The following is a 20,220-nucleotide window of genomic DNA, read 5'->3' on the forward strand; positions in this document are numbered from 1 at the left end:
CGACATGCAAACTACAGTTTATGTGTAGCCACGATGTCTCCGCTTGATTTGCCGGGACAATTCTCGTTCTGAACAATCAATACATCTGCCGATGCCAGCGATGACAGGTGTCCACTGTCAGTTTGCCGAACAGGCTCAACTCTCGCCCCATGCGCTGCGTCGCTGATCAGCCGACCGCGCAAGAAATGGCGCCTGGGTCCGTTAGGCGGAATGTCGTTGGCCAATGGCAAATAGAGCGGGAAAGGAGCTTTTGCACCCATCATGGCCAACACGGCCGGCAAGACGAACATTCGTGCCGTAACCAGGGCCGAAACTGGATTTCCGGGTAGTCCGAAGACTATGGTTTCCCCGCGGCGTCCGAACATTAACGGCTTGCCGGGGCGCATGGCGATACGCCAGAAATCTATGTCGACACCGTTTGTCCGCAACATTTCCTGGACAAAATCATGTTCTCCGACGCTAGCGCCGCCGGTGGTCAGCAAGATATCGGGTTTTTCGTCCAAGGCTTTCGCCAGAGCCTCACCGAGAACGCGCTTGTCATCGGCAACAATGCCATAATCAGAGACAGCAGCGCCATGTCCGGAAAAAAAAGCATCCAATCCAACCGAGTTGGATGCAACGATCTGATCGGGACCGACGACGCTGCCTGGCTGCACCAGCTCATTTCCGGTCGCCAACAAAGTCACGCGCGGTTGCCTTGCAACCGTTACATCTGCGACGTTACCTGCGGCGGCCAGTGCGATCTTGCGCGGATCAAGGATGAGCCCGGTCGCGACCAACACATCGCCATCGGAAAAGTCGTCTCCCTGGAACCGGATGCTACGTCCTGCTGCCACATCGCACTCAAAGGTTATCGCATCCTCTTGAGCCCGCGCTTCTTCTTGCATGATTACCGCATCGGCGCCGCTCGGCACCGGAGCACCGGTAAATATCCGCACGCACTGGCCCGGCCCAACAGTTCCGGCAAAACCGGCACCGGCTTGCGACGCACCGATCATGGCCAGTGTCACACCCGGTTGAACGTCATTGGCGCGCACAGCGTAGCCGTCCATGGCGCTGACATCAAAGGCTGGGTTGGACAAGTGGGCTCGAACGTCCTCGCCCAATGTGCGTCCGAAGGACTGCGCAAGAGGGATGCGCTCATTGCCCAGCACAGTGATCGACTTCAGTATGCGTTCAAGCGCTTCGTCAACGGAAATCAACGCGAGACCCGTTTGAAATCGCCCGACTTACCGCCGTTCTTCTCGATTAGTTGCAAGTCGGAAATAGTCATGGACTTGTCCATCGCCTTGGCCATGTCGTAGAGGGTCAGCGCTGTAACTGAGGCGGCGGTTAAAGCCTCCATCTCCACACCAGTGCGCCCAATAGTCTCGACGGTTGCAGCAATCATAATGGTGCTTGATGCTGGCCCACGCTCTATGTCGACGCCGATCTTGGTCACGGGTATCGGATGGCATAGCGGGATCAATTCTGAGGTCTTTTTAGCCGCCATGATGCCTGCAACACGCGCAACTGCAATGGCATCGCCTTTTTTGAGCGTACCACCGAAAATTGCGTCGACGATCTCAGGCGTAGCGTGCAGGACGGCTCCCGCGACGGCGCGACGAACGGTCTCGGACTTGTTTGAAATGTCGACAATCCGGGCGGCGCCGGTTTCATCAAGATGTGTCAATTCATGCGGCATATCAGGTTCCAGTCAAAAGCGATCGCGTTGCACTGGCTACATCGTCTTGTCGCATAAGGCTTTCGCCCACCAGAAAGCAGCCGACGCCAGCCTCGGACTGGAGATATCTAACGTCTTCGAAAGAAAAGACACCACTTTCCGACACAAGCAATTTGTCTTCAGGGACAAGTTTGGCGAGCGCTACAGTGGTTTCAAGCGACACGTCGAATGTACGCAAATTGCGATTGTTAATGCCAATGAACGCCGCACCCAACGCGAGGGCACGCTCGGTTTCTTCGGCATCATGGACTTCCACCAACGCGTCCATACCCCATTCTGCAGCGCTCTCGAGCAATGCCTGGACCGCAAAATCATCGACCGATGCCATGATGACAAGAATGCAATCCGCGCCCCAGGCCCGGGCTTCTACGACCTGATAGGGTTCGAACAGAAAATCCTTGCGTAGGGCAGGGAGTTGGGTGGCAGATCGTGCTGCTCCTAAAAACTCCGGGCGACCTTGGAAAGATGGCGTGTCAGTAAGTACTGAAAGGCACGCAGCTCCACCGTCCTCATAGGCCTTGGCCAAAAGCGGGGGATCAAAATCGGGGCGGATCAGGCCCTTTGACGGGCTAGCCTTCTTGACCTCAGCGATCAAACCAAACTGGTTGGCCGCCCGCTTGGCACGCAACGCAGCGACGAATCCGCGGGGGTTATCTTGCTCGCGCGCCATTGCGGTAAGTTCTGCTATCGGAATGGCCGACTTGGCAGCGGCAATTTCCTGGCGTTTGTAGGCTTCGATCTTGCGCAAAATGTCGGTCATTGTGCCCCCGATACGGCAACAAGCTTTTCAAGCGTAGCCCTGGCCTTGCCGCTGTCGATCGCTTCGGCACCCATTGCAACACCTTCAGGCAGCGTTTCGACTTTTTCGGCCACGATAAAAGCTGCTGCAGCGTTGAAAAGAACGATATCGCGGTAAGCCCCCTTAGCGCCATCCAGCAGCTTGCGAAGTTCGCCAGCGTTGTATTCAGGGTCGCCACCGATAATATCATCGAGCCGCGCGCGCGGCAGCCCGGCATCCTCTGGAGTGACTTCGAAAGATGTAAGATTGCCGTTCTTGATCTGGGAGACGAACGAAGGACCAGTAGTAGAAAGCTCATCCAGCCCGCTGTCTCCGTGCATAACCCATGCGGATTGCGCCTGATTGGCAAGGAGGGCGGCTGCAACTGGTTCGACCCATTCATTATCGAAAACGCCCAGGACGTAGCGCTTTACGCCGGCTGGGTTCGATTGAGGACCAAGCAGGTTGAACATGGTGCGGACGCCCATTTCGCTGCGTGTCGGGCCGACATGACGCATGGCGGGATGATGATTGGGCGCAAACATGAAACCGATTCCGGCCTCGCGGATACAAGCTGAGATTTGTTCGGGCGAAAGCTCAAGGCTGATGCCGAGCTTCTGCAGCGCTTCGGCCGAGCCTGATTTCGATGACAGGGCACGATTGCCATGCTTGGCGACGGGTACTCCAGCAGCGGCCACCACTATGGATGCGCCAGTAGAAATATTGAGTGTTCCAGCGCCGTCCCCCCCCGTTCCAACGATATCGATAGCATCGTCAGGGGCATCGACCGGAACCATCTTCTTGCGCATGATCGAGACGGCTGCTGCGATCTCTCCGACACTTTCGCCCTTGACCCGCATACCCATCAGAAAGGCGCCAATTTGCGACGCAGTCGCTTCCCCGCTCATGATGATGTCCATCACCTGGCGCATTTCAGTGCCGGTCAGATCCTTGCCATCGGCAATTCGGTTCAGCGCCCCTTTGATGTCCATGCTGTTTCCTTCCTGTCCGGCCTAGTGCTGTTGCTCGCCGGGAAGTACCGCAGAGGTGTCCAGGGGGCAAGCGGCAAGCTCCTTTACTCCCAACGACCGATTGCCTCGAGCTTTGATGGAAGGACAAACAAGGGGCGACGGACACTTTACAGTCAGGCAGCGCGGTCTGAATGGAAATCGCGCGCTATGTTGAGAAAATTCTGCAAAATGGCGTGGCCATTTTCTGAAGAGATGCTCTCGGGATGAAACTGCACCCCATGAACTGGAAGGTCGCGGTGCTGCAAGCCCATGATCTGCCCATCGTCGGAGCGTGCCGTTACAATCAGTTCGCTGGGCAGCGTTTCATCGCGAACAACCAGCGAATGATAGCGGGTCGCGTCAAACTGCTTGTTCACCCCCCGAAACACACCCCGCCCGTCGTGGGTAATCGCAGAAACTTTGCCATGCATGGGATGGGGCGCTCGCACGACATCACCGCCGAAAGCCTGGCCCATCGACTGCATGCCCAGACAAACGCCAAACAACGGAATTTCATCAGCGAAGCGGGCGATGAGCGGCAGACATATACCCGCTTCATTCGGCGTACACGGACCCGGCGAAATGACGATCGCCTCTGGTGCTTTTTCTAGAATGGCATTCAGCGTGATCTTGTCATTGCGCACCACGTCTACCTCGGCCCCAAGCTCTCCGATATAATGGACGAGATTGTAGGTAAAGCTGTCATAGTTATCGATCATCAAGATACGCATCTACTGGCCCACCCGTGCCTGACGGGCGTAGCGTAGCGCTTCTTCGGCAGCACTGAACAGGGCTCGAGCCTTGTTCTCGCACTCGAGCTGTTCCAGCTCGGGTTTGGAATCCGCAACGATCCCCGCACCGGCCTGCACATGCAGCTTGCCATCTTTCAAGATCGCCGTACGCAAGACGATGCACGTATCCATGCGTCCATCTGCGCCGAAATACCCAACACACCCGGCATAAACGCCGCGGCGCGCCACCTCGAGCTCATCAATGATTTCCATAGCTCGCACCTTGGGAGCGCCCGACACCGTTCCCGCGGGGAAGCCGGCGGCCAATGCATCGATGTTGTCGTATTTGGGATCAAGCTTGCCCACGACGTTGGAAACGATGTGCATTACGTGGGAATAGTACTCTAGAAAGTACTTATCGGTGACCTTGACCGTCCCGATCTGCGAGACACGGCCAGCATCGTTGCGGCCAAGATCGAGCAGCATTAAATGCTCGGACAATTCCTTGGGATCCGACAACAGCTCATCGGCCATTGCCTTGTCCTGCTCGGGTGTAGCGCCACGTTTGCGCGTTCCGGCGATGGGACGGATCGTGACTTCGCCCTCATCCACTCTAACCAGAATTTCCGGACTCGAACCTGCAACGGCGAAATCCCCGAAATCCAAGAAGTACATATAGGGCGAGGGATTTGTACGCCGCAGGGCGCGATAAAGCGCTGTGGGCGGCAAAGTGAAGTCAGCAGAAAAACGTTGGCTCAGGACCACCTGAAAAATGTCACCGGCCGCAATGTAATCCTGTGCCGCGCGAACCATATCGAAATACCGCTCGCGCGAAGTGTTCGACGTAATTTCGATTTTGGCCAGATCGGGAATCTCGTTCATGCGGGGCAGGGGCTTTTCCAACCGCAAGATAGCGCTTTCAATGCGTTCGTTGGCAGCTTCAAATGCTTGCCGAGCGGTTATACCATCGCGCGGGTACACGGGTGCCGTAAGAAATAACTCGTCCTTCAGTGTATCGAAGACGGCCAGCATTGAGGGCCGCATCATCATTGCATCCGGAACACCGATCGTATCGGGATTGTTGTCTGGCAGTTCTTCCATGAACCGCACCATGTCGTAGCCAAGGTAGCCGAAAACACCAGCCGAGTTGGCAGGCAGCTCCTTGGGCATGTCGATCTGGCTTTCAGCGATCAACGATCGAAGCGCATCAAGCGGTAGTTCGCCAAGATGCGAATAAGTATCGCTGGCGGTTTGAGCCGTTCTGTTGATCTCGGCAACCCCGTCGCGGACCCTCCACAAGATGTCGGGGTCAAGGCCGATCATCGAGTAGCGTCCGCGAACGGCTCCACCTTCGACTGACTCAAGCAGGAAGCTGTAGCGCAGCCCATCGGCCAGCTTCAGATAGGTGCCGATCGGCGTTTCAAGGTCGGCCACGATGCGCTTGTAGAGAACCTGACCCTTGCCGGATTCATATATTTTCGCAAAGGACTCAAAGTCATAGCCGTCCGACATGGCGAACCTATTCGAGCCCGATCACGCGATTGAGGGCTTCCTCGTTGATCCTGATTCCCACATCCGAGCGGAGCCCTTCGACAAAATTGGCAAAGATCAGATCGGGGAAATCAACCTGTAATGCGTCGGCGACCTGCGAGGTGGTGTCTGCCGTGGCAGCGATAACTTCTGTTACCTGAAACACGACGACATCACCGTCCTGGGTCGAGACATAGTTTGCGTAGTCTTCGCCACCCTGGAATGCCGCCTGGGCCAAATCTGGGTCGATCGCTGCGCCAGCACTGTTGCGCGAAAATGGTACTGAGCTTTGTGGAATCTGCCCACGTTCGGCTGCAACACTGAAGATGTCGCTTCCGCTGTCAACAGCCGCAACGATATCTTCGGCAGTGCGGGTCATCTCCATGTCGGTCTGAAGTTCCTGCCAGGCCGCAACAACTTCATCACGCACTTCGTCCAGCGCCTGATCGCGCGCGGGTTGAACCTCGGCAAGCTCAAAAAACACTGTGCGATTCGAACCAAGGCTGATCGCTGGTGTCACGCGCGCATCAGGCGATGCCGAAAACACGGCATCAGTAATGGTCTGTGTCGAGCCTTGCGGTAACGACTCGATATCGGCAAGTTGGGCGCCATCTGCGGTCAGCTCGAGATCATAGATTTCCAGGCCATATTGCTCTGCAACGTCCGCGATGGGCTGGAAAGCTGCCCGCGCCTCTTCGATAGCATCATAGACATCGAACAGGATGTCCTGCGCCTTGCGCGTCGCTACAGACTGCTCAAGCTGATCGCGCACTTCATCGAGTGGTTGCTGGCCGCCTTCGTCGATGGAACTGACCCAAACCACACGAAAACCATTGCTGCCTTCGAGCACAGCAAAACCATTTTCCTCAAGTCCAAAGGCAGTCTGAGCGAGATTGGCATCTGTAATCTGGTTCTGCGCCAAAGTGCCAAGAGACGACACTTCTGTCTGCAGCCCGGTCTCAGAGACGACGCTGGCAAAGGAGGCGCCGCTTTCAGCACCATCGACAAATGGTTGCGCCGCGTCCGCATCAGCCAGAATCAGTTGACTTATCGTCCGACGTTCAGGCGCAACGAACTGGCCCGCGCTCCGCTCGTATTCAGCAGCAACCTCGTCTTCAGTAACATCAACGCCCTGTGCGAGAGCGTCAACCGTCAGAGGCAGCAAACTCACGACACGCGTTTCGACAGTGCGGAACCGGCCACGGTTTTCCTCAAAGAACTGCTGCAGATCTTGTTCGCTCGGCTCTTCGGTCACCGAGAACAGCACAGGATTGAGTTCAATGTATTCGATAGTGCGCTGGTCGCCATCATAGGACCGAGCAATATCGAGAGCGATCTGAGGCACTTTGACCCCTTCAAAAATCGAACCAATCTGTTCGCGGCCGGCGGCGCGGCGCTGAAGATTAAGATATTCGGTTTCAGTGTAGCCCGACTGCCGCAGCACGGCGACAAACTCGCTGGCATCAAACAGGCCGAGCGCGCCGGAAAAGTTTGGGTCCTGGCGCACCAGCTCTGCAAGTTTGGCATCGGAGGCTCCCAGACCCAGATCGCGGGCCAGAATTTCGATGGAAGCATCATTGGCCAGCCGCGCAATAGCGGCATTGGGAATACCAAAGCTCATTGCCTGCTGCGCACTTGGGGCCATTCCGGTCTGGGCAGCGAACTGGTTGACCTGGCCACGATAGACCCGATCAAAATCGCGCACAGAAATGTTCTGATCGCCAACTCGCGCTACTGTATTGGCGTTAAGGTCGAGAAAAACGCTCGGAATGCCGAAACCGGCGACAGCGATGATCAAAACACCAAGAAAAACTTTGGCGACCCAGCTACGGCCGAAATTACGAAGATTATCGAGCATTTAGTACCGATCGGTTGAAGGTGAACTCTAGCCTATTGTCGTAGGCACACCCTATGGCATTCGAAGCGCGCGCATAATAGACAGGGTATATCGGGACCTGCAAGGCACACACAGGACGCCCGGTTAAGCCATTCTCAGTGTGCGTGCAAGGTGTTGTTGGAGTAGGGATGCAGGACCGGATGCGGCCATTGATTGCCGGAAACTGGAAGATGAATGGAACAGGCGCTGCGCTCGAGCAGATCGCCAAGCTCAAGACTCTTCTCGAAGAAGCAGGCAATATCGAAAGTGATGTGCTTGTATGCCCACCGGCGACCCTGCTGCACAGGGCAGCTCAAAGCGCTGAGGGAAGCCCGATCCGCATCGGTGGCCAGGACTGCCATTCAAATCCGAACGGCGCGCATACCGGTGATGTCAGCGCCACAATGCTATTCGACGCGGGCGCTTCTCATGTAATTTTGGGGCACTCGGAACGTCGGACTGACCACGGCGAGACGAGCCAGGCCGTCAATGAGAAGGTGCAAGCCGCGTTATCGGCCGGTTTGATCCCCATTGTCTGTGTCGGAGAAACGGAAGCCCAACGCCTCGATGGAACAGCGAATCAGGTGGTGAATGAACAGCTCAGTACATCGCTGCCGGACAACTTTGGTAAAACGCGTATCATCATCGCCTATGAGCCCGTCTGGGCCATCGGCACCGGTCGCACGCCCACACTTGATGATATCGCACAGATGCACGCGCACATACGTACGTTGCTGGTCAGCCGTTTCGGCTCTACGGGCGAAAACGCCTTGCTGCTCTATGGTGGGTCGGTAAAGCCATCAAATGCCGAGGAAATCTTGGGGACGGCAGACGTCAATGGAGCACTGGTGGGGGGCGCGAGCCTTCTTGCCAATGACTTCTTTTCAATCATAGTCGCCACTTGAAATTTGAACAAGAAACTGTAGCGCCAGAGGGCTGGCCAATACCGATCTTTGCGTGTAGAACGCCGGCCAAAGCGATGCCTGTGCAGAGCCTTGCTTCCCGGTCAGACGGTCGGGGCAGGGCTTGAGCCGTTAAGCCCCAACGGGAAAGAACGCTCTGCTCGCATCATATGGATATTGCGCTGCCGGGGCCTGCATCCCATATACGTCAGTCTGGGCGCGAGAGCATTTGAAGGACGAACCATTAAATGGCCACAGTACTTATTGTTGCCTATCTGTTGATCGTGATCGCCATGATCGTGGTGATCCTGCTCCAGCGCTCTGAAGGTGGCGGTCTTGGAATGGGTGGCGGCGGCGGCGGCAATTTCATGTCCTCGCGAGGCTCGGCCAATTTGCTGACCCGGACCACTGCAATCCTGGGTACTCTTTTTATGGTAACGGCGATTGGCCTCACTATTATTAGTCAGACCGACCGCAGCTCCACTTCGATCCTGGATCAGGCAGCTCAGAATGCCGACGGCAGCCCTGCAACGGTGCTTGACGCTCTGGACGCTCTTGGTACTGAGAATGACGACCTGGCCGTTCCAGCGCAGCCTGCGGCAATCAATGACGATCTTGCAGCACCGGTAGCGCCCGAGGCGCCAGCTCCTGCTACGACCGAGACGCCTGCAACGACCGGAGAGTCGGAGGCCATCGCTCCTGAAACGTCGATGATGTCGACAATGTCGGAGGAGCCCGCTGCGGAGGAAGAGGCTCCGGCGGAAGCAACAACGACCACCGGCAACTAGCGGCGCCGGAATAGGATACGGAGAATGGGGATGGAAACATCCCCTTCTTTTTTGTGTGGGTGCGATCAATTTCGCGCTTCGAATCGAAAGCGGCTTATGTAAGGTAAAGCTCCATGGCTCGGTACGTTTTCATCACCGGTGGCGTGGTTTCCTCGCTCGGAAAAGGTCTTGCTTCGGCGGCGCTTGGCGCCGTGCTGCAAACGCGTGGGTACAAGGTTCGGCTTCGCAAGCTCGACCCCTATCTCAACGTTGATCCGGGGACGATGTCGCCATATCAGCATGGCGAAGTGTTCGTGACCGATGACGGCGCGGAAACAGACCTCGATCTCGGCCACTATGAGCGCTTCACCGGGCGCTCGGCCAATCAGCAGGATAACGTGACAACCGGTCGAATCTATTCCGATATTCTGGCCAAAGAGCGCCGGGGCGATTATCTCGGCGCGACCGTCCAGGTAATTCCGCACGTTACCGACGAGATCAAATCCTTCGTGACTTCCGACAATGACGATTTCGATTTCGTCTTATGCGAAATTGGCGGCACTGTCGGTGACATCGAAGCCATGCCGTTTCTTGAAGCGATCCGCCAACTCGGCAACGAGCTGCCACGCGGCGATGCTGTGTTTGTGCATTTGACGCTGATGCCTTTCATACCAAGCGCTGGCGAACTCAAGACCAAGCCGACCCAGCACTCGGTCAAGGAATTGCGCTCGATCGGCATTCAGCCTGATGTTCTTCTGATCCGTTGCGACCGCCCGATCCCGGAAGGAGAAAAGCGCAAGCTTTCCCTGTTCTGTAACGTTCGTCCGTCGGCGGTCATCCAGGCTCTCGACGTGTCCTCGATCTATGACGTGCCGATTTCCTATCACGAAGAAGGTCTGGACGACGAAGTTCTAGCCGCCTTCGGCATCAAGGATGCACCGGCGCCTAAGCTTGAAGGGTGGCGTGAAACCTCACGCCGGATCCATAACCCCGAGGGCGAAGTCAACATCGCCATCGTTGGAAAATATACCGGCCTCAAGGATGCTTATAAGTCGCTGTCCGAAGCTTTGGCACATGGCGGCATCGCCAACAATGTCAAGGTGAACCTCGAATGGATCGACTCTGAGGTCTTTGAACGGGACGATCCGGCACCGTATCTTGAGGGAATCCACGGCATACTGGTGCCAGGCGGGTTTGGTGAGCGTGGCTCGGAAGGCAAAATCAACGCTGCGCGGTTTGCCCGCATCCGCGACGTCCCCTATTTCGGAATTTGTTTTGGCATGCAGATGGCATGTATCGAAGCTGCCCGCAACACGGCACACATTCCCAAAGCGTCTTCGACCGAATTCGGACCGACCAAAGAGGCTGTTGTTGGCTTGATGACCGAGTGGTTGAAAGACAATGAAAAGCGTGCCGGCTCGGACAAGGATCTTGGCGGCACTATGCGGCTGGGCGCCTATCCTGCACAGCTCGTCCGCGGGAGTCGCGTCGCCGATATCTACGGCACGAACCGCATTTCCGAGCGTCACAGGCATCGCTACGAAGTCAACATGACGTACCGCAAGGTGCTTGAGGCAAATGGCCTGCTGTTCTCCGGTCTTTCGCCCGATGGCACGCTGCCCGAGATAGTGGAACGGACTGATCACCCATGGTTCATTGGCGTTCAATACCATCCCGAACTGAAATCGCGACCCTTTGAACCGCATCCGCTGTTCAGCTCCTTCATCGCCGCTGCGGTCGAACAGAGCCGTCTGGTCTAGGGGCAGGGTGCATGGCTGAGATCGTCAATCTCCGTCAGGCTCGCAAAAACAAGCTGCGCGCCGAGAAGGTGCGCGCAGCTGATGGAAATCGCGCGAAATTTGGTCGTTCAAAGTCCGAGCGCGAGAGCGCCGACAAACAGGCTGATCTCGACGCCAAGCGCCTCGATTTTCACAAACGTGAATCTGATAGCAAGGAATAGGAACCTGAACGTCTTGGGGGCGTTGTGTACGCGCATAACAAAAGACCCCACAAACGGAGGTTGCTCATGCCTACTGCATCCGGACACACGACCGCCATTCGCGCCACGCGCGCTGTTGGCACAGATGTCTATAATCTCGATGGCAAAAAGATCGGCAAGGTCGAGGATATCATTCTCGACAAGACCGACAGTTCCATCATGTTTGCCGTCGTCGGTTTCGGCGGTTTCCTCGGAATGGGCGAAAAATATCACGCGCTTCCTTGGGCTACACTCGATTACAATCAGGAACAGGAGGGTTATGTCGTGCCCTTCACGCGCGACGAACTCGAGGCTGGTCCGGCCGATACGATCACAGAACTGACCAAGGATGATGGGATGCACGCCCGTCAGGAAGCCTATTCCTATTACAAGGTCGATCCCTACTGGCATTAGCCCGAGGTAATATAAGTTAAGATCTATGTGGCCCCATGATTTGTCATCGGGCCATATTATTTTTACGCCAAGCCCTTCCTAAGCCGGGCCGCCTTATTTAGAAGGGCTGCAACCGGGTTTATTCATGAAACGAAGGGCGCATCTATGTCTGCAATTGTTGACGTCATTGGCCGTCAAATCTTTGACAGCCGCGGCAATCCGACTGTCGAAGTCGACGTGGTTTTGGACGATGGCAGCTTCGGCCGCGCCGCCGTTCCGTCGGGCGCGTCCACGGGCGCACATGAAGCCGTTGAATTGCGCGACGGCGGCGAAGCTTATCTGGGCAAGGGCGTGCTCAACGCCGTCGACAACGTCAATACCTTGATCGCCAGTGAAATCGAGGGTCTCGATGCTCTCGATCAGATCGCAGTGGATCAGGCGATGATCGAACTCGATGGCACACCCAACAAGGCCAAGCTCGGCGCCAATGCCATCCTTGGCGTGTCGCTTGCTGTTGCGCGCGCCGCCGCCGAATCCAGTGCATTGCCGCTGTGGCGGTATGTCGGCGGACCAAACGCGCGTATGCTCCCCGTTCCGATGATGAACATCATTAATGGTGGCGAGCACGCCGACAATCCGATCGACATCCAGGAATTCATGATAATGCCGGTCGGCGCGAATTCGCTTGCTGATGCCGTGCGGATTGGTTCGGAGATTTTTCATACCCTAAAAAAGGGCCTGGCCGAGCAGGGACACAACACCAATGTGGGCGATGAAGGCGGCTTTGCGCCAAATCTGAGCTCAACCGAAAATGCCTTGGGCTTCATCATGAAGTCCGTTGAGATGGCAGGCTATGCGCCCGGCGAAGATGTGTTCCTCGCTCTCGATTGCGCTTCGACCGAGTTCTTCAAGAACGGCACATACAATCTCAAAGGCGAAGGCAAGACTTTGGGTTCGGACGACATGGTTCGCTACCTCGAAGATCTGACCAACCGCTTTCCGATCATTTCGATCGAGGACGGCATGGCCGAGGACGATTGGGACGGCTGGAAGGCACTCACAGATGCCATCGGATCGAAGGTACAGCTCGTCGGCGATGATCTGTTCGTCACCAATACCGAGCGCTTGACCTCAGGCATAAAGATGGGTGTCGCAAATTCCATTCTGGTCAAAGTCAACCAGATCGGCTCGCTGTCCGAAACCCTTGAGGCCGTCGAAGCCGCGCATAAGGCTTCGTACACTTCAGTCATGTCGCACCGATCGGGTGAGACCGAGGATTCGATAATTGCCGACCTGGCAGTGGCGCTCAACTGCGGGCAAATCAAAACCGGTTCACTGGCGCGTTCGGACCGGCTCGCCAAATACAACCAGTTGATCCGCATTGAGGAGTTCCTCGGAACGTCTGGCCGCTACGCCGGTCGTTCGATCCTGAAGGGTCGCTAAGGAATGAGGGGCGCGGTGGCGCCCCTTTTCTTAACTAGGCATTTTGGGCTGAAATTCAGGTGTAGGTGACATTGCATACTTGGCGACCATCATACCCGGATCTGCCTGGCACTCGTGCTACCAAAACCAGGTCTTCCCGCCGGCTAACTGGTGTGACCTGGCGACATCAATAAGTCCTTAAGCATGATGGGGTATTAAGAACAGGCTGGTCCGATTGTTTTGAGTTCCCATGCCAACCCGCGTCAAACGTCCTTCCATTCTCTTGAAGCTAGGCATTACAGCCAGTCTCCTCGCGTTTCAGGGGTATCTGGGCTATCACGTGGTGACAGGAACATTTGGCATCGAAAGCCGACGCGAGATGTTGGGCGAGGTTAAGGTTCTTGAGGCGCGGCGAGCCGCGCTGGAAACTGAGATCGAATCCTACGAGCACCGCATTGCGCTCTTTGATCCCCGGCAACTCGATCCGGATATTCTCACCGAACGCGCTCGCGCGCTGCTTGGGCTTGTCCATCCAGACGACATCATCGTAGTCCCTGACGATTAAATTAATCATATTTCGGTTAATGGGATATTTTAACCACTTTCTGATTAATTCAATTATTCTCAAATTAATCAACGCCATAGGCAGCGTGACTGCTCAATGGATCTGCTTGGTGTCTAGCGCGACTGGGTCTATTGTGCATCAATGCATTCAGCATCCCGTCTAGCCCCAATGCGGTTGGCGGCAGCGATTAAGTTCTTTCCGGAGATATCGCATGGCGCGTAAAGCGACGGCCGCCAAGGCCAAATCTAATGCCCCCGAATTTACCAAGGACCAGGAACTGCACGCTTTCCGCGAAATGCTGCTCATCAGGCGCTTTGAAGAAAAAGCCGGCCAGATGTATGGCATGGGCCTGATCGGCGGGTTCTGCCACCTCTATATCGGCCAGGAAGCAGTCGTCACCGGCATAACCATGGCATCCAAGAAGGGTGAGGACGCCCAGATCACCGGGTACCGCGACCACGGCCACATGCTGGTCATGGGGCTGGACCCCAAGGGCGTCATGGCTGAGCTGACCGGCCGCAAGGGCGGGTTGTCCAAGGGCAAGGGCGGCTCGATGCACATGTTCTCCAACGAACATCGCTTTTACGGCGGCAACGGCATCGTCGGCGCGCAGGCTTCGCTGGGAACGGGTCTGGCATTCGCCTCGAAATACCGCGGCGACGGATCGGTTTCGATCACCTATTTCGGTGACGGCGCCGCCAATCAGGGGCAGGTTTATGAGAGCTTCAACATGGCCAAGCTCTGGAAACTGCCCGTGGTCTATGTGATCGAAAACAACAAATACGCAATGGGCACTTCGATCGAGCGGTCGGCTTCGACCACCGACCTGTCCCAGCGCGGCGTGTCGTTCGGCATCCAAGGCGAGCAGGTGGACGGCATGGACGTCCGCATGGTGAAGGAAGCCGCCGAGCGCGCCATCGAGCACGCGCGGTCAGGTCAGGGCCCTTATATCCTCGAAATGCTCACCTATCGCTATCGTGGTCACTCGATGTCCGATCCGGCGAAGTATCGCTCAAAGGATGAAGTGACGACGATGCGCTCCGAGCGGGATCCCATCGAACAAGTCAGAAAACGCATTCTGGAACAGAAGTTTGCCAGCGAGGACGAGCTCAAGGAGATCGAAAAGGATATCCGTGCCATCGTAACCGAGGCCGCAGACTTTGCCACCAACGATCCCGAGCCCGATACATCCGAGCTCTATACCGACATCACCGTATAAGCGCCGGCAGGGAGACCTCACGATATGCCAACCGATATTCTTATGCCCGCGCTCTCGCCCACCATGGAAGAGGGCACACTTGCCAAATGGATCGTCAAGGAGGGCGACAAGGTCGGCCCAGGCGACGTCCTGGCCGAAATTGAAACCGATAAGGCCACAATGGAGGTCGAGGCGGTTGATGAAGGTGTGATCGGCAAAATCTTCGTCGCCGAGGGCACCGAAGGTGTTAAGGTGAACACTCCGATCGCCGCGTTGCTCGGTGAAGGCGAAAGCGCGTCGGACGTTGCGACACCGGAAATCTCATCCGATGAGCCTAAAGAATCCGAAAAGCCTGGTCCCGACACCGAAGTTGCCGATAAGTCTGAGCCAACAACTAAGGCCAAGGATGCTCCAGCGGCGCCGCAGTTCAAGCCGCAGGATGACCCCGATATCCCCGATGATGTTGAGATGGTGACCATCACAGTTCGCGAAGCTCTGCGCGACGCCATGGCCGAGGAAATGCGCGCCGACAAGGACGTTTTCGTCATGGGCGAGGAAGTTGCCGAGTACCAGGGCGCCTACAAGGTGACCCAGGGACTGCTGCAGGAATTCGGCGCCGAGCGTGTGATCGATACCCCCATCACCGAGCACGGATTTGCTGGTCTTGGCGTTGGGGCGGCATTTGCTGGACTAAAGCCCATCATCGAGTTCATGACCTGGAATTTTGGCATGCAGGCCATTGACCAAATCATCAACTCTGCCGCCAAGCAGCTCTATATGTCTGGCGGGCAGGTGACAGCCCCAATGGTTTTCCGCGGCCCAAATGGTGTTGCCTCACGCGTCGGCGCTCAGCATAGTCAGGACTATTCGGCATGGTATAGCCACGTGCCGGGGCTGACTGTTGTCGCACCGTATACCGCTGCTGACGCCAAGGGTTTGCTCAAGGCCGCCATTCGGTCGCCAAACCCAGTGGTGTTTCTTGAAAACGAGCTACTTTACGGCACCACGGGCGAAGTGCCCAAGATGGACGATTTCGTCTTGCCAATCGGCAAGGCCCGTGTTGCACGCGAAGGTAAGGACGTAACCATCGTTTCGTTCTCTATGGGAATGCGATACGCCACTCAGGCAACAGAGAAGCTGGTAGCAGCCGGTGTCGATGTCGAATTGATCGACCTGCGCACCTTGCGTCCACTCGACATCGATACAGTTGTCGAATCGGTCAAAAAAACTGGCCGGATCGTTACTGTCGAAGAAGGCTGGCCCCAGGGTGGCATCGGCTCGGAAATCTCCGCCCGCCTTATGGAGCGCGCCTTCGACTATCTCGATGCGCCGGTGACCCGCGTAACCGGCAAGGACGTGCCCATGCCGTATGCCGCCAACCTCGAAAAGCTGGCATTGCCCAGCGTCGATGAGGTCGTCGCCGCGGTCAATGCCGTCACGTACCGCAGCTAAGGGAGGCTCTTGCGATGCCTATCAACATCACGATGCCCGCCCTATCGCCCACAATGGAAGAGGGCACGCTGGCCAAATGGCACGTCAAGGAAGGCGATACCGTCTCGTCCGGTGACGTGATCGCCGAGATCGAAACCGACAAGGCAACCATGGAAGTGGAAGCCGTTGATGAAGGTACGATCGGTAAAATCCTGGTCACCGAGGGTAGTGAGAACGTCAAGGTCAATGCTGTAATTGCCGTGCTGCTCGAAGAGGGCGAGAGCGCTTCCGATATCAGCGATGCTGCCCCAGCGCCCAAAGCGGAAGACTCCAAATCTGAGGCGAAGAAAGAGATTCCGGCCGCTGAAGGGACTTCAGCTGACGAGCCAAAAGCTCCATCTTCGAGTGCCGACGCCAAGCCCGCGCCTGAACCGCTGCCTGCACCAAAGGCTGACGGCAAGCGTGTGTTTGCCTCGCCATTGGCCCGTCGCCTTGCAAAAGATGCCGGCATAGACCTTGCGGCCCTTTCAGGCTCAGGCCCAAAGGGCCGTGTGGTAAAGGCCGATATCGAGAAGGCCAAAAAGGACGGCGTTTCGTCAAAACCTGGCGCGTCGCCAGCAGCCGGAGCATCAATGCCCTCGGGTATGGGCAAAAATCAGGTTCTCGCTATGTACGAGGAGGGCACTTACGACATCGTGCCCAATGACGGCATGCGTAAAACCGTTGCGGCCCGCCTTACGGAATCCAAGCAGACAGTTCCCCATTTTTATCTGACGCTCGATTGCAACATCGATGCCTTGATGAAAGCTCGTGAGGAAATCAACGCTGCCGCGCCCAAGAGCAAGGAAGGCAAACCTGCATACAAACTTTCGGTCAATGATTTCGTGATGAAAGCCTGGGCTGCAGCCCTCCAGCAGGTGCCGCAAGCCAACGCGACTTGGGCGGGGGACTCGATCCTCTATCATCATCGTTCAGATGTGGCCGTCGCTGTCGCGGTGCCCGGCGGGCTGTTTACGCCGGTCGTCAAGTCCTGCGACACCAAGAGCCTTCGGCAGATTTCAGAAGAGGTCAAGGATCTGGCAACGCGGGCCAGAAATAAGAAGTTGGCTCCCCATGAATATCAAGGCGGCGCCTCCTCGGTCTCCAATCTTGGCATGTACGGCATCAAGCATTTTGGCGCTGTCATCAACCCGCCGCACGGTACAATTCTCGCCGTCGGCGCAGGCGAAGAACGCGTCTATGCTGATAAGGGTCAAGTCAAGACCGGCAGCTTCATGACGGTCACTCTGTCGTGCGATCACCGGGCCGTCGATGGCGCGCTGGGTGCCGAATTGCTAGCAGCATTCAAAAAGCTGATCGAAACGCCTGTAATGATGCTGGCCTGATCCCATGGCGCAAATGAGAACCATTCTGGCGTTCGGGGACAGTTTGACTTACGGCACCGATCCGGTGGTGGCTGGCAAGCGCCATGAGCATGAGGATCGTTGGCCGACTCGGCTCGAAGCGGGTCTTGGGGGCAGGGCGCGAGTAATTGCAGAAGGTCTCGGCGGGCGTACAACAGTGTTCGACGACTTTTCGGCAGTCGGCGATCGGAATGGTGCGCGTATCTTGCCGACACTGCTGGCAAGCCACGCACCGCTCGATGCGGTCGTCATTATGCTCGGCACGAATGACATGAAGTCTTACCTCTGCGGCAGTGCGCTCGGCGCTGCAATGGGCATGAAGCGGCTCGTCGAAGTTGTTCGGTCTCATCCCTGGCCGCAGGGGACCAGCATTCCCGGAATCGTGTTGGTATCGCCGCCGCATTGCGTGTCCACCGAGCACCGGGATCTCGATCCAATGTTCAAGACAGGCATTGAAGAATCGAAATTGCTTTCCGGCCATTACAAACGGATTGCGAACGAACTCGGATGCGGGTTCTTCGATGCTGCGAACGTGGCGAAAGCCGATGCGGCCGATGGCGTTCATCTCGATGCGGAAAATACACGCGCAATAGGCGACGCACTTGCGCCGCTCGTTAAAGACATGCTTGGGCTCTAGCCCAAAAAACCAAGAGGAAAGCCATGGCGGATCAATACGATATCATCGTGATCGGTGCCGGCCCCGGCGGCTATATTGCTGCCATCCGCGCGTCCCAATTGGGCCTCAAGGCCGCAATAGTCGAGCGCGAGCACATGGCGGGCATCTGCTCGAACTGGGGTTGCATCCCGACCAAGGCACTGCTGCGCTCAGCCGAGGTCTACGGGCATATGGACCATGCCAAGGATTACGGCCTGACTGCCGATAAATTCGGTTTTGAAATTGATGCCATCGTAAAGCGCTCGCGAGGCATCGCTGGGCGAATGAATGATGGCGTTCAGTTCTTGATGAAAAAGAACAAGGTCGACATCATCTGGGGCGAAGCAACGATCACCGAGCCAGGCGAAATAAAAGTCGAAGCGACAAAGAAAAAGCCCGTGGAACCGCAGCATCCGAAACCCAAGACGACCTTGGGTGAAGGCAGCTATAAGGCAAAGAATATCATAATTGCGACCGGTGCGCGGCCACGCGTTCTGCCTGGTATCGAGCCGGATGGTGAGAAAATCTGGACCTATTTCGAAGCTCTTAAGCCCGCAAAGATGCCAAAATCGGTCGCTGTGATGGGCTCAGGCGCCATCGGAATCGAATTTGCATCCTTCTACCGTTCGCTCGGAGCCGAAGTGACAGTCATCGAACTGTTGCCCCAAATCATGCCGGTCGAAGATGCCGAGATCGCCGGCCTTGCCCGCAAGCGGTTCGAAAAACGTGGTATCTCGATACTCACCGACGCCAAGGTTTCCAAGGTCGACAAGACCAAAGATGGCGTAGCTGCTCATGTCGAACTCAAGAACGGCGATAAGAAGGAAGTGAAGGCCGACGTGCTGATCTCCGCCGTTGGCGTTCAGGCGAACTCGGAAAACCTCGGACTTGAAAAAGCCGGCGTGAAGATCGACCGCGGTGTGATTGTCGTCGATGGCCACGGACGTACCAATATCGAAGGTATCTGGGCGATTGGCGATGTTGCCGGTCCTCCCATGCTGGCCCATAAGGCTGAGCACGAAGCCGTCCTCGCGGTCGAAACGATAGCTGGCAAGACTGTTCACGGTCTGGACAAGTCCAAGATTCCCGGCTGTACCTACTGTGAACCACAGGTTGCAAGCGTCGGTCTGACCGAGGCCAAAGCCAAGGAAGCCGGACGTGAAATCCGTGTGGGGCGCTTTCCGTTCGTTGGTAATGGAAAGGCAATCGCACTGGGCGAGCCTGACGGATTGGTCAAGACGATATTTGACAAAAAGACTGGGGAATTGCTCGGCGCTCACATGGTCGGTGCGGAAGTAACCGAGCTGATCCAGGGCTTTGTGGTGGCGATGAATCTCGAAACCACAGAAGAAGACCTGATGCACACGATCTTCCCGCATCCAACGCTTTCGGAAACCATGAAAGAGAGCGTACTTGACGCATACGGTCAGGCACTCAACATATAGGCAATGACCGGGCTTAGCGGCTCGATTTGTTGGAAAGTAAACTCAAGGTTGATAATTCGGTAAGCAATTCAGCTAATCCTGCCGCAGAATGTGTGGCACCTATGTTAAATATGGCGCGGATAGATCTCTGAAACCGTCCATATTTGGGGTTCGTCATGGCTCAAGAGCTGTTGATGTACTGGGTGCTGGTCGGACTGGCCATTGGCCTGATCGGCGCATTTTTGTTTGGAACCGAATTGATCTGGCGCTACCTCGCCGCTGGCGTGGCCGGATCGGTGGTAATCAGCTTTGCGATTGCTTACTTTGGTATTGACGTGCCGATAGCCAACTGGCTGGTACGTCAGCTCAGCGTTGCAGCCGCTGGAGCCATATTCGTCGTAACCTTTGTCAGGGTGGTTGATTCATCAGCCTGA

General features: G+C 56.4%; 20 protein-coding genes. 13 read left to right on the forward strand and 7 right to left on the reverse strand.

Translation table 11 applies throughout. The features are described 5' to 3' along the window. Positions 1 to 11: 11 nt before the first annotated feature. The 7 genes from glp to ACN0TA_RS07800 all read right to left on the reverse strand — a co-directional run bounded on the left by glp (position 12) and on the right by ACN0TA_RS07800 (position 7,630). A complete protein-coding gene (glp, locus tag ACN0TA_RS07770; RefSeq protein WP_417581454.1) occupies positions 12 to 1,202 on the reverse strand; it encodes a gephyrin-like molybdotransferase Glp in 1,191 nt (396 codons plus the stop codon). Further along, positions 1,199 to 1,684: a cyclic pyranopterin monophosphate synthase MoaC gene (gene moaC, locus ACN0TA_RS07775; protein WP_417581456.1), complete on the reverse strand. Its 486-nt coding sequence runs from the start codon at positions 1,682 to 1,684 to the stop codon at positions 1,199 to 1,201. Before moaC ends, glp begins: the two co-directional genes overlap by 4 nt. Before the next feature lies 1 nt (position 1,685). After that, entirely contained in the window at positions 1,686 to 2,483 is a 798-nt protein-coding gene (gene trpC, locus ACN0TA_RS07780; protein WP_417581458.1) for an indole-3-glycerol phosphate synthase TrpC, read from the reverse strand. Next, positions 2,480 to 3,493 carry an anthranilate phosphoribosyltransferase gene (gene trpD / locus ACN0TA_RS07785; RefSeq protein ID WP_417581460.1) on the reverse strand — a complete coding sequence of 338 codons (1,014 nt, stop codon included), beginning with the start codon at positions 3,491 to 3,493 and terminating at the stop codon, positions 2,480 to 2,482. Before trpD ends, trpC begins: the two co-directional genes overlap by 4 nt. 152 nt (positions 3,494 to 3,645) lie before the next feature. Further along, positions 3,646 to 4,242, reverse strand: coding sequence for an anthranilate synthase component II (locus ACN0TA_RS07790; RefSeq protein WP_417581462.1), 597 nt, complete (start codon positions 4,240 to 4,242; stop codon positions 3,646 to 3,648). Further along, a complete protein-coding gene (gene trpE, locus ACN0TA_RS07795) occupies positions 4,243 to 5,754 on the reverse strand; it encodes an anthranilate synthase component I (RefSeq protein ID WP_417581464.1) in 1,512 nt (503 codons plus the stop codon). 7 nt (positions 5,755 to 5,761) lie between these two features. Further along, a complete protein-coding gene (locus ACN0TA_RS07800; RefSeq protein WP_417581466.1) occupies positions 5,762 to 7,630 on the reverse strand; it encodes a SurA N-terminal domain-containing protein in 1,869 nt (622 codons plus the stop codon). A gap of 167 nt (positions 7,631 to 7,797) precedes the next feature. Between ACN0TA_RS07800 and tpiA the strand changes: the two genes are divergently transcribed. The 13 genes from tpiA to ACN0TA_RS07865 all read left to right on the forward strand — a co-directional run bounded on the left by tpiA (position 7,798) and on the right by ACN0TA_RS07865 (position 20,220). Further along, positions 7,798 to 8,553 (forward strand): triose-phosphate isomerase, encoded by a 756-nt coding sequence (tpiA, locus tag ACN0TA_RS07805; RefSeq protein ID WP_417581468.1) that lies wholly within the window; start codon positions 7,798 to 7,800, stop codon positions 8,551 to 8,553. A 245-nt stretch (positions 8,554 to 8,798) separates the two neighbouring features. Beyond that, positions 8,799 to 9,338, forward strand: coding sequence for a preprotein translocase subunit SecG (gene secG / locus ACN0TA_RS07810; protein ID WP_417581470.1), 540 nt, complete (start codon positions 8,799 to 8,801; stop codon positions 9,336 to 9,338). 113 nt (positions 9,339 to 9,451) lie between these two features. After that, a complete protein-coding gene (locus tag ACN0TA_RS07815) occupies positions 9,452 to 11,077 on the forward strand; it encodes a CTP synthase (protein WP_417581472.1) in 1,626 nt (541 codons plus the stop codon). Between the two features lie 11 nt (positions 11,078 to 11,088). Then, entirely contained in the window at positions 11,089 to 11,277 is a 189-nt protein-coding gene (locus ACN0TA_RS07820) for a DUF4169 family protein (RefSeq protein ID WP_417581474.1), read from the forward strand. A gap of 66 nt (positions 11,278 to 11,343) precedes the next feature. Beyond that, positions 11,344 to 11,709, forward strand: coding sequence for a PRC-barrel domain-containing protein (locus tag ACN0TA_RS07825; RefSeq protein ID WP_417581476.1), 366 nt, complete (start codon positions 11,344 to 11,346; stop codon positions 11,707 to 11,709). Positions 11,710 to 11,853: 144 nt separating this feature from the next. Then, positions 11,854 to 13,131 carry a phosphopyruvate hydratase gene (eno, locus tag ACN0TA_RS07830; protein WP_417581478.1) on the forward strand — a complete coding sequence of 426 codons (1,278 nt, stop codon included), beginning with the start codon at positions 11,854 to 11,856 and terminating at the stop codon, positions 13,129 to 13,131. A gap of 229 nt (positions 13,132 to 13,360) precedes the next feature. Next, positions 13,361 to 13,675 carry an FtsB family cell division protein gene (locus ACN0TA_RS07835; RefSeq protein ID WP_417581480.1) on the forward strand — a complete coding sequence of 105 codons (315 nt, stop codon included), beginning with the start codon at positions 13,361 to 13,363 and terminating at the stop codon, positions 13,673 to 13,675. A 211-nt stretch (positions 13,676 to 13,886) separates the two neighbouring features. Beyond that, the gene (pdhA, locus tag ACN0TA_RS07840) at positions 13,887 to 14,894 is read left to right on the forward strand and encodes a pyruvate dehydrogenase (acetyl-transferring) E1 component subunit alpha (protein ID WP_417581482.1); all 1,008 of its coding nucleotides are present in this window, start codon (positions 13,887 to 13,889) and stop codon (positions 14,892 to 14,894) included. Between the two features lie 63 nt (positions 14,895 to 14,957). Then, positions 14,958 to 16,325: a pyruvate dehydrogenase complex E1 component subunit beta gene (locus ACN0TA_RS07845; RefSeq protein ID WP_417582096.1), complete on the forward strand. Its 1,368-nt coding sequence runs from the start codon at positions 14,958 to 14,960 to the stop codon at positions 16,323 to 16,325. A gap of 14 nt (positions 16,326 to 16,339) precedes the next feature. Continuing rightward, the gene (locus ACN0TA_RS07850) at positions 16,340 to 17,689 is read left to right on the forward strand and encodes a pyruvate dehydrogenase complex dihydrolipoamide acetyltransferase (RefSeq protein WP_417581484.1); all 1,350 of its coding nucleotides are present in this window, start codon (positions 16,340 to 16,342) and stop codon (positions 17,687 to 17,689) included. Between the two features lie 13 nt (positions 17,690 to 17,702). Beyond that, a complete protein-coding gene (locus ACN0TA_RS07855; protein ID WP_417582098.1) occupies positions 17,703 to 18,344 on the forward strand; it encodes an SGNH/GDSL hydrolase family protein in 642 nt (213 codons plus the stop codon). Between the two features lie 23 nt (positions 18,345 to 18,367). Further along, positions 18,368 to 19,807: a dihydrolipoyl dehydrogenase gene (lpdA, locus tag ACN0TA_RS07860; protein ID WP_417581486.1), complete on the forward strand. Its 1,440-nt coding sequence runs from the start codon at positions 18,368 to 18,370 to the stop codon at positions 19,805 to 19,807. A gap of 155 nt (positions 19,808 to 19,962) precedes the next feature. Further along, positions 19,963 to 20,220, forward strand: a complete 258-nt coding sequence (locus ACN0TA_RS07865) for a hypothetical protein (protein ID WP_417581488.1) — start codon at positions 19,963 to 19,965, stop codon at positions 20,218 to 20,220.

Origin of the sequence: Pelagibacterium sp. (assembly GCF_048264985.1) — a bacterium.
GTDB lineage: Bacteria > Pseudomonadota > Alphaproteobacteria > Rhizobiales > Devosiaceae > Pelagibacterium.